The 15,403-nt window shown below is 73.5% G+C and carries 11 protein-coding genes; 7 read left to right on the top strand and 4 right to left on the bottom strand.

Annotation, left to right across the window (positions count from 1 at the left end):
• Window positions 1-374, bottom strand: a 374-nt coding sequence (locus ACFPZN_RS04625; RefSeq protein ID WP_378280443.1) for a sigma factor, incomplete at its 3' end; no start/stop codon positions are given.
• A 144-nt stretch (window positions 375-518) separates the two neighbouring features.
• Here ACFPZN_RS04625 and ACFPZN_RS04620 point away from each other — a divergent pair.
• The 6 genes from ACFPZN_RS04620 (at window position 519) to ACFPZN_RS04595 (ending at window position 11,621) form a co-directional block, all read left to right on the top strand.
• Window positions 519-899, top strand: coding sequence for a DoxX family protein (locus ACFPZN_RS04620; protein ID WP_378280441.1), 381 nt, complete (start codon window positions 519-521; stop codon window positions 897-899).
• A gap of 56 nt (window positions 900-955) precedes the next feature.
• Entirely contained in the window at window positions 956-1,216 is a 261-nt protein-coding gene (locus ACFPZN_RS04615; RefSeq protein ID WP_378280439.1) for an NADPH-dependent FMN reductase family protein, read from the top strand.
• A gap of 60 nt (window positions 1,217-1,276) precedes the next feature.
• Window positions 1,277-1,747 carry a nuclear transport factor 2 family protein gene (locus ACFPZN_RS04610; protein WP_378280438.1) on the top strand — a complete coding sequence of 157 codons (471 nt, stop codon included), beginning with the start codon at window positions 1,277-1,279 and terminating at the stop codon, window positions 1,745-1,747.
• 433 nt (window positions 1,748-2,180) lie between these two features.
• The gene (locus ACFPZN_RS04605) at window positions 2,181-2,846 is read left to right on the top strand and encodes a class I SAM-dependent methyltransferase (protein ID WP_378280436.1); all 666 of its coding nucleotides are present in this window, start codon (window positions 2,181-2,183) and stop codon (window positions 2,844-2,846) included.
• A 443-nt stretch (window positions 2,847-3,289) separates the two neighbouring features.
• Window positions 3,290-10,504: an acyltransferase domain-containing protein gene (locus tag ACFPZN_RS04600; protein ID WP_378280434.1), complete on the top strand. Its 7,215-nt coding sequence runs from the start codon at window positions 3,290-3,292 to the stop codon at window positions 10,502-10,504.
• 106 nt (window positions 10,505-10,610) lie between these two features.
• Window positions 10,611-11,621, top strand: coding sequence for an NADP-dependent oxidoreductase (locus ACFPZN_RS04595; protein ID WP_378280431.1), 1,011 nt, complete (start codon window positions 10,611-10,613; stop codon window positions 11,619-11,621).
• A 14-nt stretch (window positions 11,622-11,635) separates the two neighbouring features.
• Here ACFPZN_RS04595 and ACFPZN_RS04590 read toward each other — a convergent pair whose 3' ends face one another.
• From ACFPZN_RS04590 to ACFPZN_RS04580, 3 genes are all read right to left on the bottom strand, one after another.
• On the bottom strand, window positions 11,636-12,706 hold the full coding sequence (locus ACFPZN_RS04590) for a hypothetical protein (protein ID WP_378280429.1): 1,071 nt from the start codon (window positions 12,704-12,706) through the stop codon (window positions 11,636-11,638).
• A 160-nt stretch (window positions 12,707-12,866) separates the two neighbouring features.
• A complete protein-coding gene (locus ACFPZN_RS04585) occupies window positions 12,867-13,631 on the bottom strand; it encodes a crotonase/enoyl-CoA hydratase family protein (RefSeq protein WP_378280427.1) in 765 nt (254 codons plus the stop codon).
• An 8-nt stretch (window positions 13,632-13,639) separates the two neighbouring features.
• The gene (locus ACFPZN_RS04580; RefSeq protein ID WP_378280425.1) at window positions 13,640-14,413 is read right to left on the bottom strand and encodes an SDR family oxidoreductase; all 774 of its coding nucleotides are present in this window, start codon (window positions 14,411-14,413) and stop codon (window positions 13,640-13,642) included.
• A 135-nt stretch (window positions 14,414-14,548) separates the two neighbouring features.
• Here ACFPZN_RS04580 and ACFPZN_RS04575 point away from each other — a divergent pair, with 135 nt between their 5' ends.
• Complete coding sequence (locus ACFPZN_RS04575) at window positions 14,549-15,397, top strand: SDR family oxidoreductase (RefSeq protein WP_378280424.1); 849 nt, start codon at window positions 14,549-14,551, stop codon at window positions 15,395-15,397.
• Window positions 15,398-15,403 lie beyond the last annotated feature (6 nt).

The following is a 15,403-nucleotide window of genomic DNA, read 5'->3' as shown; positions in this document are numbered from 1 at the left end:
GACCTGCGCGCGGATTTGGCGGCGCTTGCCATGATGGGGCGGTGCAACGGCGACGGGAGGACCCCGGGGAGCGGCTCCGGGATCCACGCGCCCACGTAGCGCTCCCGGCGGGCCCGTGCCGAGCCGAGCAGGTCGAGGCAGATGCGGCCGGCGACCTTCGTCAGCCAGGCGCCGGGTGACGCGATGGCCTCCTGCTCCCGCCGGGACAGGGCGTACCAGCGCGCGTAGGTCTCCTGGACGACGTCCTCGGCCTCGGCCAGGGAGCCGAGCAGCCGGTACCCGAGATTGATCAGCCGGCGCCGCTCGCTGATGACCGCGCTCAGGCCCGGATCGAGCGCGCCGCCCTCCGGCTCGGGTTCGGATGGGGTGCTCATGGTGTCGACGACCCTCCTTCGCGTCCGTCCTCACCGGTTCGACGAGATGACGCGCCCAAGTGTGAGGCCGGAGCGCCGCCTCACATTCCGCGGGGCCGTGTCGTCGAACCGCTGAGACGAACCGGCCGTCCGAGGAGAACGCTCATGAACATCACCCTGTGGATCATCGCGGGACTGCTGGCCGCGGTCTTCCTGGCCAGCGGCGCCATGAAGTTGACCCGGTCCAGGGAGAGGCTGGCCGCCTCCGGGATGAGAGTCGTCGAGGACTTCAGCGCCGGCGGCGTCAAGGCCATCGGCTCGCTCGAAGTCCTGGCCGCGGTGGGCCTGATCCTGCCCGCCGCGCTCGACGTCGTGCCGGTTCTGGTGCCGCTCGCCGCGGTCGGAGTCGTGCTGCTGATGGCCGGCGCCGTCGTCGTGCACCTCCGCCGCCGCGAGACGCAGACCGTCGTGGTGCCCGTGGCCCTGCTCGCCATGGCCGCCGTCGTGGCGTGGGGCCGCTTCGGCCCCCAGTCCTTCGCCGGCTGACCCGGCGCGACGTGCGGCCCGGCCGCATCGACCCCCGACAGAAGAGAGAAACGATCATGGAATCCGTGCACGCCGCGATACACGGCGGACAGGAGTCCACCCTCCTCGCCTTGGGAAATGTGTTCTACCACTGGGGCGGCATCATCGTCCCGCCCGGCTACACCGACCCCGTCCAGTTCCAGTCGGGTAATCCCTACGGCACCTCCCATCGCGCCGCCGATGGCCCGCCCGACGATGTGGCCCTCGAAGCGGCCCGCCACCAGGCTCGGCGCGCCGTCGCCATCGCGGCCTCTCTCAAAGTCGGTCGTGCCGCCTGAACTGGGCGGACGTGGGAAGGAAGCGGTCTTGAGGAACGCACTCCGCGACAGGAGAAACCAATGAGCGACGACTTCCGGGCCATTGTCGACCGCTTCGAGATCGAGGCGCTGCGCGGCGAATTCACCGACGCGGGGATGATGCGGGACTACGACCGCTTCGCGTCGCTGTTCACGCACGACGGCGTGTGGCGGATTCCCGACGCCGGCGTCGAACTGGTCGGCGGCGAGGAAATCCGCGCCGGGATCGAGCGGCTGCAGGGTCTCTGGGAGTTCTTCGTGCAGAACGTGCACCCGGGAGTCATCCGGGTCGACGGCGACACCGCGACCGGCCGTGCCTACGTCTCGGAGTTCGGACGCTTCCGCGACGGCCGCTCTCAGCTGAACTACTCCCTGTACCACGACCGCTACCGGCGCACCTCGGACGGCTGGAGGTTCGCGGAGCGCGTCTATGAGGTGAGATACGTCGACGCCACCCCGCTGGCGGGCTCGGCGCCGACCTCCCGGCCTCAGGAGAGGCACGAAAAGGGGTGACCCGCGCGCACGGCACGCCCACTCCGGGGGTTCATACCTGCTGACCTGCGGCTGAATCGGCGCGCGATCCTGCTCGGGCGTATTCCGGTCAGTCCCTCGCAGCGGTGTCGGCCGGTCTTTTGGCGCGAGCGCCCACCGCTCTGTGCCTCCTGGGTCACGGTGGTCTTACGTGACCGGCGTTGGTGCCCCGGCGGACTGTCATTACTATTTGTGATTAGTCCATCACGGAACGCACTGGGGGTCGGCTTTTTGCGTGCCATCGACGATGCGGCTCCCGGCGGTGACGTTCCGTCCCGGGGGCAGCCCATCGCGGTCGCCGGAGCGACCTGCCGGTTCCCCGTGGCACCCCCCGGACCAGCGGTGGACGGCGCTCCCGAAGCCGGGAGCGCGTCCACCGCGCCAGGGTCGAAACCGGAACACACCTGAGGTGACCATGACCAGCACGCCCAGCGAGGCCGACGTCCGCGCAGGCTTCGCCGCCTATACCCCCCGCAGCCTCCGGACCTACGATCTGGGGGTGGCCGTCACCTGCTCCCTGTTCTGGGGGTGCCACAAGAGAGAGCTGCGCCGCCAGTACTCGCAGAACGTCTCCGCGGAACATCTCGACATCGGGGTCGGCACCGGCTACCTGCTCGACCACTGCCGGTTCCCGACCGCCACCCCCAAGATCACCCTGTTCGACATGAGCCCCCACGCCCTCAGCTACACCGCGCGCCGGCTGGCGCGCTACGACGTCAGCACGTGCCGGGGGAACGTCCTGGAACCCTTCCCCCTGCCGCGCGCCTCCTTCGGATCCGCGGCCATGAGCCTCATGCTGCACTGCGTCCCCGGCGACCTGGAGAGCAAGGGGGTCGCCCTGGAGCACGCCGCGGCCTGCGTGCGGCCGGGCGGCAGGCTGTTCGGCAGCACTGTCCTGTCCCGAGGAGTCCACCTCCCGCTGCACACCCGCCTGCTGCTGCGCCGCCTCAACTCCGACGGCCGCTTCAACAACACCGCCGACAGCCTCGACGATCTGCACGCGCAGCTGAGGAGCCGGTTCTCCGACTACACGGTCACCGTGCACGGCTGCACCGCCCTGTTCGAGGCCACGGTCCCCTGACCATCGGAAACCCTCTGCCCTCCGTGGCACGGTCGTCGGCCGCACCCGAGTCGGCCGGTCCCGTCGTTCGCCGGCCGCCGCCCTTGGCGGGCCTCATCGGCGCGCTCACATGCCGTGACCGCACCCCCCGGACGATGACGACGACCGGCGGCCGCTGACCGCCGCGCACGCGCTGCGCGGACGGCCGTGTGGCGGCCGCGTGCCGCGGACGGCCGCGGGACGGCTGCGGGCGTCCATCGCTCCGCACCGATCCTCCCGACCGATCATGCCCTGATCCCCCCGAGCACGAGATCCGCGGACGGGCGCGACACCGCGGGTCCCCCACCGGGCCTGCCGGGGCCTGCGCGCGCGTTCGGCCCGCCATCGCCGGGTTCGCCGCGTTCCGCCGGCATCGAGCCCGGAGCACCTCTCCTTCACGTTCCCACGCTGCCTGAGGAGGCCATGTGTCCCCTGCACGCCCCGAGCCGATCGCCATCTGCGGAATGGCGTGCCGCCTGCCCGGCGACACCGACACCCCGGAGGCACTCTGGCGGCTGCTGGAGGAAGGCCGCCACGTGGCCACCGACCTGCCCGCGGACCGCGGCTGGGACCTCAACGCCCTCTACGACCCCGCCCCCGACGCCGAGGGGAAGACCTACGTCCGCAAGGGCGGGTTCCTCGGCGACGTGGCGGGCTTCGACCCCGGCTTCTTCGGCATCCCGCCGCGCGAGGCCGAGGCGATGGACCCGCAGCAGCGGCTGGTCCTGGAGACCGCCTGGGAGGCGTGCGAGCACGCCCGGCTCGACCCCGCCACGCTGCGCGGCAGCTCGACCGGCGTCTACGTGGGCGCCTACGACAGCCGCTACCCCGACGCCGGCGACCTGGGGGCGGGGAACGTGTACGGCGGGCTCGGCCTGGCGATCAGCATCATCGCCGGCCGCATCGCCTACGTCATGGGGCTGCACGGGCCCGCGCTCGTGGTCGACACCTCCTGCTCCTCGGCGCTGACCGCGCTGCACCTGGCGGTGCAGGCGCTGCGCGCCGGCGAGTGCGAGTCGGCCATCGCGGCCGGGGTGTCGGTGATCGCCGGGCCGCGCTTCCTCATCGACTTCAGCACGATCCGCGCGCTGGCCTCCGACGGCCGCTGCAAGGCCTTCGACGAGTCGGCCGACGGCTTCTGCCCGTCCGAGGGCGCCGTCGCGCTGCTGCTGATGCCGCTGTCGCGGGCGCGCGCCACCGGCCGCCCGGTGCTGGCGGTGATCCGGGGGACGGCGCTGAACGAGGACGGCACCGGCACCGGGTTCACCGTGCCCAACGGCGCGGCGCAGGAGAAGGCGATCGGCCTGGCGCTCGCCGACGCCGGGCTCGCCCCCGCCGACGTCGATCTGGTGGAGGCGCACGGCACCGGCACGCCGGTGGGCGACCCGATCGAGGCGGGCTCGCTGATCTCCGCCTACGGCGCGCACCGTCCCGCGAGCTCCCCGCTGTGGATCGGCTCGCTGAAGTCCAACATCGGGCACACCCAGGCGGTCGCCGGGCTGGCCGGTGTGGCGAAGGTCGTGCTGGCGTTGCGGAACGAGACGATGCCGCGGACGCTGCACATCGAGCGGCCCAATCCGGCGGTCGACTGGTCATCGGGCACGGTGCGGCCGCTGGTCGAGCCGCGTCCGTGGCGGACCAACGGGCGGCCGCGCCGGGCGGGTGTGCTCGCCTACGGGATCAGCGGCACCAACACGCACATCATCGTCGAGGAGGCGCCGCCGTCCGACGCGTCCGCCGGTCAGGACGACGCTCCGGGCGGGGTGACCGGCCCGGCGCGGGTGTGGCTGGGCGCGCCGCCGGCGGTCTGGACGGTCTCGGGCAAGAGCCCGGAGGCGGTGGCCGCGCAGGCGGCCCGGCTGGGCGAGCACGTGCGCGCGCGTCCGGACTTGAAGGCGGGCGACGTGGGGTGGTCGCTGCTGGCCACCCGTACCGCGTTCGAGCATCGCGCCGCGGTGGTGGCCGGCGACCGGGACGCGCTGCTGGACGGCCTCGACCGCCTCGCCCGTGGCGAGACCGGCCCCGACGTGCTGACGGGCACCGTCCCCGCCCGCGGCACGGACCCGGACACCGATCCGGCCGCGGCGGACCCGGCCGGCGACGCGACCGACGCAACGGATGCGCCCGGCGGCGGAACGCAGGACGACGGCGTTCCGGCGACCGCGCCGAGCGTGCGCCCGGCCGGGCCGGTGCTGGTGTTCCCCGGCCAGGGGGCTCAGTGGGCGGGCATGGCCGCCGGGCTGATGGACTCCTCCCCGGTCTTCGCGGCGGCGATGGAGCGCTGCGCCAAGGCGCTGCAGCCGTGGATCGGGTTCGACCTGCTGGAGACCGTCCGGGACGCCGGCGCCCCGGGCTTCGAGCGCGCGGAGGTGGTGCAGCCCGCGCTGTTCGCGATGTACGTGTCGCTGGCCGAGCTGTGGCGGGCCCACGGCGTCACTCCGGCCGCGGTCATCGGGCACAGCCAGGGCGAGATCGCCGCCGCGTACGTGGCCGGCGCGCTGAGCCTGGCCGACGCCGCCAGGGTGGTGGCGCTGCGCAGCCGGGCGCTGGCGCCGCTGGCCGGACGCGGCGCGATGGCCTCGGTCGGGCTGGGGGCCGAGGACGCCGCCAAGCTGGCCGAGCCGTGGCAGGGCCGGATCGAGGTGGCGGTGGTCAACGGCCCGGCCGCGACCGTGCTGGCCGGGCCCGCCGACGACGTCCGGGAACTGCTGGAGCTGTGCGAGCAGCGCGGGGTGTGGGCGCAGCGGGTCCCGGTGGACTACGCCTCGCACTGTGCCCAGATCGAGCCCGCCCGTGACCGGATCCTGGCCGACCTGGACGGCGTCGAGCCCCTTCCGCCGCTCGTCCCGATGTACTCCACCCTCACCGGGGGGCCGCTGGAGGACAGGCCGCTGGACGCCGCGTACTGGTACGACGGCCTGCGCAACCCGGTCCGCTTCGCCGCCGCGGCCGAGGCGGCGCTGGCCGACGGCCACCGGCTGTTCATCGAGGTCTCGCCGCACCCGGTGCTGGCCGCCCCGCTCACCGACGTCCTGTCCGCCGCCGACACCGGCGACGCGGGGACGGCGGTGGTGGCCACGCTGCGCCGGGAGGAGGGCGGGCCCGACCGGTTCGCCGCCGCCCTCGCCCAGGCCCACCTCGGCGGCGCCGCCGTCGACTTCGGCCCGCTGTTCCCCGGCGCCCGGGAGGTGGATCTGCCGACCTACGCCTTCCAGCGGCGGCGGTTCTGGCCGAAGCCCTACCGCGGCACCGCGGGCACCGCCGCGGGCGGGCAGCGGGCGTCGTCCCACCCCATGCTGGGCGCCGAGATCGAGCTGCCCGACGGCGGCCTGATGCTCACCGGGCGGCTGGTCCTGTCCCAGTTCCCCTGGCTGGTCGACCACACCGTCCACGACGCCGTGCTGTTCCCGGGCCTCGGGATGATCGAACTGCTGACCCACGCGGGCGACCGCGTCGGCTGCGACACGCTGGAGAACGTCTCCATCCACGCCTTCCTGACCCTGCCCGCCGACCAGCCGGTGGAGCTGCAGATCGCCGTGTCCTCGGCGGACCCGCAGGGGAGCCGGGACGTGGTGCTGCGCAGCCGTCCCCACAACGCCCCGCCCGGCCAGCCCTGGACGGAGCACGCCGACGCCGTCCTGAGCGACTCCGCGACCCTGGCTGCTGCGGGGGCGGCCGTCCACCCGCCCGTCGCCGAGCAGCAGCAGGGGCCCTGGCCGCCCGAGGGGGCCGAGCCGATCCCGCTGGACGGCTTCTACGACCACCTCCTGGAACGCGGCCACGGCTTCGGCCCCACCTACCAGAACCTGACGGCGGCCTGGCGCCGCGGCGACACCCTCTACGGCGAGGTCTCGCTTCGCGCGAGCGTGGACGAACAGGACGCCTCCGGCATCGACCCCGAGGGCTACATCGTGCACCCGACCCTCCTGGACTCGGCGATGCATCCGCTGCTGTCGGGCCTGACGCATGACGGCGGTATGGCGCCGCGCGCCATCGCGTCGGTCCGCATGCTGGCCTCCGGCGCGACCAGCATGCGCACGACGCTCACCCCGACCGGCCCGAACCAGGTCACCGCCGCGCTGCACGACACGGCCGGGCGTCCCGTCGCCGTCGTCACCGACCTGCGCGGCATGCTGGTCAGCCACCAGGAGATCCGGGACGCGCTGCGCGGCCCCGACCTGGGCTACCGGCTCGACTGGAAACCCGTGTCCCTCCCCGAGACCGCGCCCGGCGGGGGCGAGGGCGACGGCCTGGGCGGCCACCCCACGCCGGCCGAGGCCCGCGCCGCCGTGGCCGGTGGCGCGGCCGCCCCGCCGGTGATCGTTCTCGACCAGCGCTCCGAGCCGTCCACCGACGTCGCGGCGGAGCCCGTGCACCGCAGGACGGAACACCTCCTCGGCGTTCTCCAGGACTTCCTCGCCGACCCGGCGCTGGCGGAGAGCCGGCTGGCCGTCATCACCCGGGGCGCGCAGGTCACCGGCGAGGACCCCACCCTCGACCGCGTCGGCGACCTGCCCGGCGCCGCGCTGTGGGGGCTGGTCCGCGCCTCGCAGCTGGAGTACCCCGGACGGCTGCAGCTGATCGACCTCGACGGCCGCTCGGGCGCCGCCCCGCCGGCCACCCTGCCCGCCGCCCTGGCCTCGACCGAACCGCAGCTGGCCCTGCGCGAGGGACGCGCCCTGGTGCCCCGGCTGGTGGCCGCCGCCACCTCCGAGATCCTCACGCTCCCGGACGGCCTGGAGCCCTGGCGACTGCAGGCCACCGGCGGTGACGACGCCGTCCAGCTCGTGCCGGCACCGGAGCTGCGCCGCCCGCTGGACCCCGGCCAGGTACGCGTCCGCGTCGAAGCGGCGGGCCTCGGCCGGCCTGACGGCGCGGGCGGCTCCCTCGGGTTCGAGGTCGCCGGTGTGGTGGACGAGGTCGCTCCCGACATCACCGACCTCATCCCCGGCGAACGCGTCATGGTGGCCCAGGCGCCGGGAGCCGGCGATGAGCCGGACGGGCTGGCCTCCCTGCTGTCGACCGAGCGGCGTCTGGTGCTCCCGGTGCCCCCGGCCTGGACGCCGGAGCAGGCCGCGGCGTCCCCGGCCGCGTACCTGAGCGCCCACGACGGCCTGGTGCGCCTCGCCGGAGTGCGGGCGGGCTCCAGGGTGCTGGTCGACGTGGCCGCCGGCATCGGCCTGGCCACCGTCCAGCTCGCCCGTGCCCTGGGCGCTCAGGTGTACGCGCTGGCCGAGCCCGCCGACCTCGACCCGCTGATCGAGGCGGGCGTTCCGGCCGGTCACGTCATCACGTCCCGCGGCCCCGACCTGGAAGACCTGGCCCGCGCCGCCGGCGCCATCGGACTGGACGCCGTCCTGGGCCGCCTCACCGGAGAGCCGTTCGACGCCGCCCAGCGGCTGCTGGCCGCTGGCGGCCGCTACGTCCACCTCGGCACGGCGGACGGGGACGGCCAGGACGCGGACGCGGTGCACCCGTCCGGGGGCTTCTCCGGAGGCTTCGACTCCGCTCCGCCGGCGGAGCTCACCGCTCTGCTGCGGCACGGCGAGCCGGTCCCGCCGCAGGTCACCGCGCTGGACGTCCGGTATGCCCGGCACGCGCTCCGCCTCGCCGCCCGCGAGCCCGGCGGCCGGGTCGTGCTGTCCCTCCCGCGCTCCCTGGACCCCGACGGGACCGTGCTGATCACCGGTGGCACCGGGGTCCTGGGCACTCTTCTGGCCCGCCACCTCGTCACCGCGCACGGCGTCCGCCGCCTGCTGCTGGTCAGCCGCCGCGGCCCGGACGCCCCCGGCGCCGCCGACCTGGCCGAAGAGCTCAGCGGCCTCGGCGCCGACGTCACCATCGCGTCCTGCGACAGCGTCGACCGGGTCGCGCTGGCCGAACTGCTGGACGGCATCCCGGCCGAGCACCCGCTCACCGCCGTCGTCCACGCCTCGGGCGTCCTGGACGACGCCGCCCTGCCCAACCTCACCCCGCGCCACCTGGAGAACGTCCTGCGCTCCAAGGTCGACATCGCGGTCAACCTGCACGAGCTCACCAAGGACCTGCCGCTGGCCGCGTTCGTCCTGTACTCCTCCCTGGGCGGCCTGATCGGCAACCAGGGCCAGGCCAACTACAACGCGGCCAACAACTACCTGGACGCCCTCGCCTACCACCGCAGGGGCGAAGGGCTGCCCGCCGTGTCCATCCCCTGGGGACTGTGGGACCAGACCAGCGACATGTCGGCCACCTTCAGCGCGGCGAAGCGGATCCGCACCGGCCTGCGGCCGATGAGCACCGCCGACGCCCTGGCGGCGCTCGACCTCGTCCTGCGGCGCGGGCAGCCGCTGGTGGTGGTGACCGGGGTGGGCGACCCGGCGCAGGCGACCGAGGCCCCCGACATGCTGACCGGCGTGCTCGGACGGTACGCCCGGCAGCAGGCGCACAACGCCGACGACGCCGAGACGCTGCGCCACCTGGGCACCCTGCCCGCACCCGAGCGCGTCCGCGAGCTCCTCCTCCAGATCCGCGCCAACGCCGCGGCCGTCCTCGGCTACCCCGACCACGGGACCATCCCCGCCGACCGGCCGCTGCGGGAGGCCGGGCTGGACTCGCTGTCGGTGACCCAGCTGCGGACCCGCCTCACCAAGCTCACCGGACTGCGGCTGCCCGCGACCGTCCTCATGGACCATCCGGTCCCGCGGGACCTCGCCGAGCATCTCAGCGAGCTGATGGAGCCCGGCGAGCCCCGGACGCCCACGATTCCCGCCCCCAGGTCAGGCGAGGACGCGGACGCGGCGGCGACGGCCGATACCGGCGGCGCCTCGCTGGCCCGGCTGTGCTCGCGCGCCTGGAGCGCCGGCGACGAGGACGAGGCCAGGCGGCTGGTCGCCGACGCCGTGCGGCACCGGCCCGTCTTCACCGCCGCGCCGGAAGCCCGCGGGAAGGAGCCCGTCCCGCTCGCCCGCGGCACCGCGAGCCCCGGCGTCATCTGCCTGCCGAGCTTCATCGCCGGCGCCGACGCCGGGCAGTACGAGCACATCGCCGCCCGCTTCGACGCCGAACGCGACGTCCACGTCCTGCTGCTGCCCGGCTACCAGGACGGCGAGCTCCTTCCCGCGTCACGGGAGGCACTGCTCGACGCCCTCGCCCAGGACGTCCAGGAGTGCGCCGGCGGCCGCCCCTACGTCCTGCTCGGCCACTCGTCGGGCGGAGCCCTCGCCCACAGTCTGGCCCGGTACATCCAGGCCCGGCCCGGAACCGAGCACCACACCGCCGGGGTCGTCCTCCTCGACACCGTGTCGTCCATCGACTCGGCCGTCGTGGCCCGGTACAACCTGATGGGCAGGCTGATGGACCGCGAGCTGGCCGGCCACAGCACCCCGGACAGCGCCTTCACCGCCATGACGGCGTACTTCGAGCTGTTCGACGGCTGGGCCCCGGAGCCGTCCCCCGTCCCCACCCTGTTCGCCCGCGCCGCCGGGAACACCGATCAGCTCACCTGGCCGCTGCCGCACGACCGCGACAGCATCCCCGGCGACCACTTCACCATCCTCCAGGAGCACGCCGCCACCACCGCCGACGCCATCCGCGCGTGGGTGGCCGGCGTTCCCCGCGACCGGGACGGGGCCGTCCGCCCGCAGCTGGCCCCGCTCGACTGACCCGTCCACATCGCCCTGCCGGGAGCCGGGACCCGACCGGTTCCCGGCAGGGCGTCCTCGCCACGTGCGTCCAGCTCTCGAAAGGCACGAAAGGAAGGCGCAGCGCATGATCCCCGCAGCGGGCCGCGAGGTCCGTTTGGCGGCCCGCCCCGACGGAGCGGCCGACCCGTCCCACTTCGAGCTGGCCGAGGCACCGGTCCGCGAGCCGGGCGAGGGCGAGATCCTGGTCCGGAACGAGTGGCTCTCCGTCGACCCGTACATGCGCGGGCAGATGGACGACGCCAGGTCGGCCATGCCGACCTTCGAGCTCGGCGAGCCGATGGGCGGCAGCGCGCTCGGAACGGTGATCGCGTCCAGGTCGGAGGTCCCGGAGGGGGCCACCGTGGTGCACCTGCTGGGGTGGCGCGAGTACGCCACGGTCGACGCCGCGAAGGCCCGCCCCGTCGATCTCGGCCTGGCCCCGGCCCCGGCCCACCTCGGCGTGCTCGGGTTCATCGGACTGACCGCCTACGTCGGGCTCACCGAGATCGCGTCCGTGCGGGACGGCGACGTGGTCTTCGTGTCCGGTGCCGCCGGGGCCGTGGGCAGTGTCGCCGGGCAGATCGCCCGCCTGCTCGGCGCCTCCCGGGTGATCGGGTCGGCGGGCGGGCCGGTCAAGACCGCCAAGCTCCTCGACGGCTTCGGCTTCGACGCCGCGATCGACCACCGCGAGGGCGATCTCGAACGGCGGCTCGGCGAGGCGGCGCCCGACGGGATCGACGTCTACTTCGACAACGTCGGCGGTGATCACCTGCGGGCCGCGATCGCCGTGCTCAACGATCACGGAAGGGTCGCGCTGTGCGGAGCCGTGTCACAGTACGACAAGGCCGAACCCGATCCCGGGCCCGACAACCTCATCGAGGCCGTCTTCAAGCGCCTCACCTTGCGGGGCTTCGTCGCGATCGACCACTACCCCGAAGTCATGGACGAGTACGTCCGGCGCGCTTCCGGCTGGCTCCGGGAGGGCTGCCTCCACAGCGAGGAGACCGTCGTGAAAGGCATCGACAACGCCGTTGACGCCTTTCTCGGGATCTTCGCGGGGCGCAACGTCGGCAAGATGCTCGTCCGCCTCGACTGAGCGGACGGGGCCGCTCAGCTGAAGTTCTCGATGAACGGGGTCTTCTTGTCGGGTGCGGTGGCGGTGCCCGTGCTCACCACGGCCGTGGTGCCGGGGCGGTGGTCGGCGTCGGTGGCCTGGACGGTGCCCGTACGGGACGGTCCGTTCAGGGTGGTCCAGGTCGAGCCGTCGTAGTGCATGTACTGGGTGCGGGTGCCGGTGGTGATGGGGAGCATGACGACGCCGCCGCTGCCGTCCGGGGAGAGGCCGATCCCGGCGGCGTTCAAGGGGGTGTCGATGGTGCGCCAGGACGTGCCGTTCCAGTGCAGCAGGGCGTTGGTGACCTGGGCGTTCTGGCGGACCCGGAGGGCGTACACGTTGGTGGGCGAGAGGGCGACGATGCGGTGCAGGGTGCCCTGGTAGGCGGGGACGCCCATGTTCCCGGGGAGGTCGTGGCGCTTCCAGGACGTGCCGTCGTAGTGCATGACGAGTCCGGTGACGGCGGTGCCGTTGGAGGTGGTGCCGGCGAGCCACACGTCGTTCGCGGAGCGGACGTCGACCGCGGTGATGGCGGAGCTGGGCGGGAGGGGGACGCTGGTGTCGACCCAGGCGGTGCCGTTCCAGCGCATGATGGCGCTGAGGCCGCCGGCCGCGGCGTCGACGCCCGCGACGGAGTAGGCGGTGCCGTCGGGGGCGGCGGAGACCTGGGTGGGCAGGCCGACGAGGGGGTAGGGCACCTTCGTCCAGGTGGTGCCGTTCCAGTAGAGGCCGGTCATGCCGGTGAGGGAGTAGCCGACGACCCAGGCGCGGTTCGCGTTGCCGACGGCGATGTCGGTGGGGATGAAGTCGGCGGGGCTGGTCTGTGTGGCCCAGCCCGAGGTCGTCCAGCGCAGCAGCCTGGTCTTGGGCGTGAACAGCGAGCCGGAGGAGCCGACGGCCCAGCCGACGTCCTTGCCCGCGAAGTCGACCCGGTCGAGGGTGCCGTCGTAGGCGGTGGCGGAGGTGGGGACGTCGCCCCAGGACGCGGCGTGCGCGGGCGGTGCGAGGGCGATCGCGGTGCCGGCGGCGAGGGCGGCGGCGGACGCGAGCAGGGTGTTCCTCTTCATCGGCACTCCCAAGATCACCACAAGGTGTGCACGAGAGTAGGGGAATACTTACTCGCTAGTAAGAGGAGCGCCCCACCCGGCCCCGGCCGGATGAGGCCAGCCCGCGAGGGACACGGAACGCCCGGAGACGCGGGGTCTCCGGGCGTTCGCGAGGCGTCGCCTACTCGCCCTTCCAGACCGGCTTGCGCTTCTGGGCGAAGGCGGCCGGGCCCTCCTGCGCGTCCTTGGAGGTGAAGACCGGCAGGGTGATCTCGCCCTGCTTCTTCCACGCCTCCGCGACGTCCCAGTCGGACGACTCGACGATGATCTTCTTGGTGGCGGCCAGCGCCAGCGGGGCGTTCTCGGCCACCTTCAGCGCCAGCTCCTTGGCCGCCGCCAGCGCCTGCCCCGGCTCGGTGAGCCGGTTCACGAAGCCCAGCTCGGCCATCCGGTCGGCGCTGTACTTGTCACCGGTGAGCGCGATCTCCATGGCGATGTGGAACGGGATCCGCTGCGGCAGCCGCAGCAGCCCGCCCCCGGCCGCGACCAGGCCGCGCTTGGGCTCGGGCAGCCCGAACTGGGCGTCCCGGGACGCCACCACCATGTCGCAGCTCAGCGCGATCTCGCAGCCGCCGGCCAGCGCGTAGCCCTCGATCGCGGCGATCAGCGGCTTGGTGGTGGGACGCTCCACGATGCCGCCGAACCCGCGGCCCTCCACCATCGGGTTCTCGCCGGTGAGGAAGCCCTTGAGGTCCATGCCCGCGCAGAACGTGCCGCCGGCGCCGGTGAGCACGCCGATCGAGAGGTCCTTGCGGTTGTCGAGCTCGTCCATCGCGGCCGCGATGCCCTGCGCGACGGCGCCGTTGACGGCGTTCTTCGCCTCGGGACGGTTGATGGTGATGACGAGGACGGCGCCATCTTCTTCGGTCAGGACAGCGTCGGTCATTCAGCGCCTCACTTCGGCTGGAAGCGGATGCCACCGTCGAAACGGATGGTCTCGCCGTTCATGTAGTCGTTCTCGATCAGGGACTTCACCAGGTGCGCGAACTCCGAGGCCTTGCCCATCCGCTTGGGGAAGGGCACCGGCGCGTACAGCTTGGCCTTGAACGCCTCGGCGGCCTCGCCCTGGCCGTAGATGGGGGTGTCGATGATGCCCGGGCAGACGGTGTTGACCCGGACGCCGAGCGCGGCGAGGTCGCGGGCGGCCGGCAGGGTCATGCCGACGATGCCGCCCTTGGACGCGGAGTAGGCGACCTGGCCGGTCTGGCCCTCCAGCGCCGCGACCGACGCGGTGTTGATCACCACGCCGCGCAGGCCGTCCGCGTCCGCGGGGTCGGTCTTGCCGATCGCGGCGGCGCCGACCCGCATCAGGTTGAAGGTGCCGATGAGGTTGACCCGGATGACCGTCTCGAAGGCGCCCAGGTCGTGCGGCTCGCCGTCGCGGCCGACGGTACGGGACGCCCAGCCGATCCCGGCGCTGTTGACGACCACGCGCAGCGGGGCGCCGGTGTCGACGGCGGCCTGCACGGCGGCCCGCACCTGGGACTCGTCGGTGACGTCGGTCTTGACGAAGACGCCGCCGACCTCGCCGGCCAGCGCCTTGCCCTTGTCCTCGTTGAGGTCGGCGACGACCACCTTGACGCCTTCGGCGGCCAGGGCGCGGACGGTGGCCTCGCCGAGCCCGCTCGCACCGCCGGATACGACGGCGGAAACTCCGTTCAGGTCCATGGACAGCACCTTACGTGAGGGACCGAATGTGGTTCGGGCCGATGTTACCCAGGCGTCATGCGGGGGGTCACGTTTGCCCCCTCACCTCCAGGGCATGCGCGACGCGTACACCCGTCCGCCCGGGAAGGACCGAGGATGAGCGAGCCGCCCGCACAGAGCCAGACCTACCCCGGGCGCACGGCGGATATGGCACCGGAGCCGCACGACGAGATGCGCGGCTACGAGGGCCGCGGCCTGCTGTCCGGACGCCGCGCGCTGATCACCGGCGGCGACTCGGGGATCGGCCGGGCCGTGTCGGTGGCCTTCGCCAAGGAGGGCGCGGACGTCGCGATCACCTACCTGAGCGAGGACGACGACGCCCGGCACACCGCCGGCCTGGTCGAACGGGAGGGCCGCCGCTGCTTCACCATCGGCGGCGACCTGGCCGAGGAGCGGCACGCCCGCGAGACCGTCGCGCACGCCGCCCGCGACCTGGGCGGCCTCGACGTGCTGGTGCTGCACCACGGCACGCAGGAGCCCGTCAAGGACGTCCGGGAGATCGACGAAGCGCAGCTGCGGCGCACCTTCGAGGTGAACGTGCTGTCGCTGTTCTGGATCGTCCAGGAGGCGCTGGAGCACCTGGGCGAGGGCTCCTCGATCGTCATCACCGGGTCGATCAACGGGCTGCGCGGCAACAAGACGCTGATCGACTACTCGGCGAGCAAGGCCGCCGCGATGACGCTGGGGGAGTCGCTGGCGCAGAACCTCATGGACAAGGGCATCCGGGTGAACTGCGTGGCGCCCGGCCCGGTCTGGACGCCGCTGATCCCGGCGACGTTCGACGAGGAGCGGGTCGAGGGCTTCGGCAAGCAGGCGCCGATGGGACGCGCCGCCCAGCCCGACGAGATCGCCCCGTCGTACGTCTTCTTCGCCTCCGACCGGATGTCCTCGTACTACACGGGCCAGACACTGGTCCCGGCCGGCGGAGAGATCCACCCCGGCTGACCCCGC

It is taken from the genome of Actinomadura rugatobispora (genome assembly GCF_042656285.1).
Lineage (GTDB): Bacteria > Actinomycetota > Actinomycetes > Streptosporangiales > Streptosporangiaceae > Spirillospora > Spirillospora rugatobispora.
Note: the sequence above shows the minus strand (reverse complement) of the source record. Positions and strands in the feature narration are given on the sequence as shown.

Bases quoted from the DNA above. Each gene is read 5' to 3' on its own strand.
- ACFPZN_RS04595 (WP_378280431.1), top strand. From the start codon at position 10,611: ATGATCCCCGCAGCGGGCCGCGAGGTCCGTTTGGCGGCCCGCCCCGAC.
- ACFPZN_RS04585 (WP_378280427.1), bottom strand. From the start codon at position 13,631: ATGACCGACGCTGTCCTGACCGAAGAAGATGGCGCCGTCCTCGTCATC.
- ACFPZN_RS04590 (WP_378280429.1), bottom strand. From the start codon at position 12,706: ATGAAGAGGAACACCCTGCTCGCGTCCGCCGCCGCCCTCGCCGCCGGC.
- ACFPZN_RS04615 (WP_378280439.1), top strand. From the start codon at position 956: ATGGAATCCGTGCACGCCGCGATACACGGCGGACAGGAGTCCACCCTC.
- ACFPZN_RS04610 (WP_378280438.1), top strand. From the start codon at position 1,277: ATGAGCGACGACTTCCGGGCCATTGTCGACCGCTTCGAGATCGAGGCG.
- ACFPZN_RS04575 (WP_378280424.1), top strand. From the start codon at position 14,549: ATGAGCGAGCCGCCCGCACAGAGCCAGACCTACCCCGGGCGCACGGCG.
- ACFPZN_RS04620 (WP_378280441.1), top strand. From the start codon at position 519: ATGAACATCACCCTGTGGATCATCGCGGGACTGCTGGCCGCGGTCTTC.
- ACFPZN_RS04605 (WP_378280436.1), top strand. From the start codon at position 2,181: ATGACCAGCACGCCCAGCGAGGCCGACGTCCGCGCAGGCTTCGCCGCC.
- ACFPZN_RS04580 (WP_378280425.1), bottom strand. From the start codon at position 14,413: ATGGACCTGAACGGAGTTTCCGCCGTCGTATCCGGCGGTGCGAGCGGG.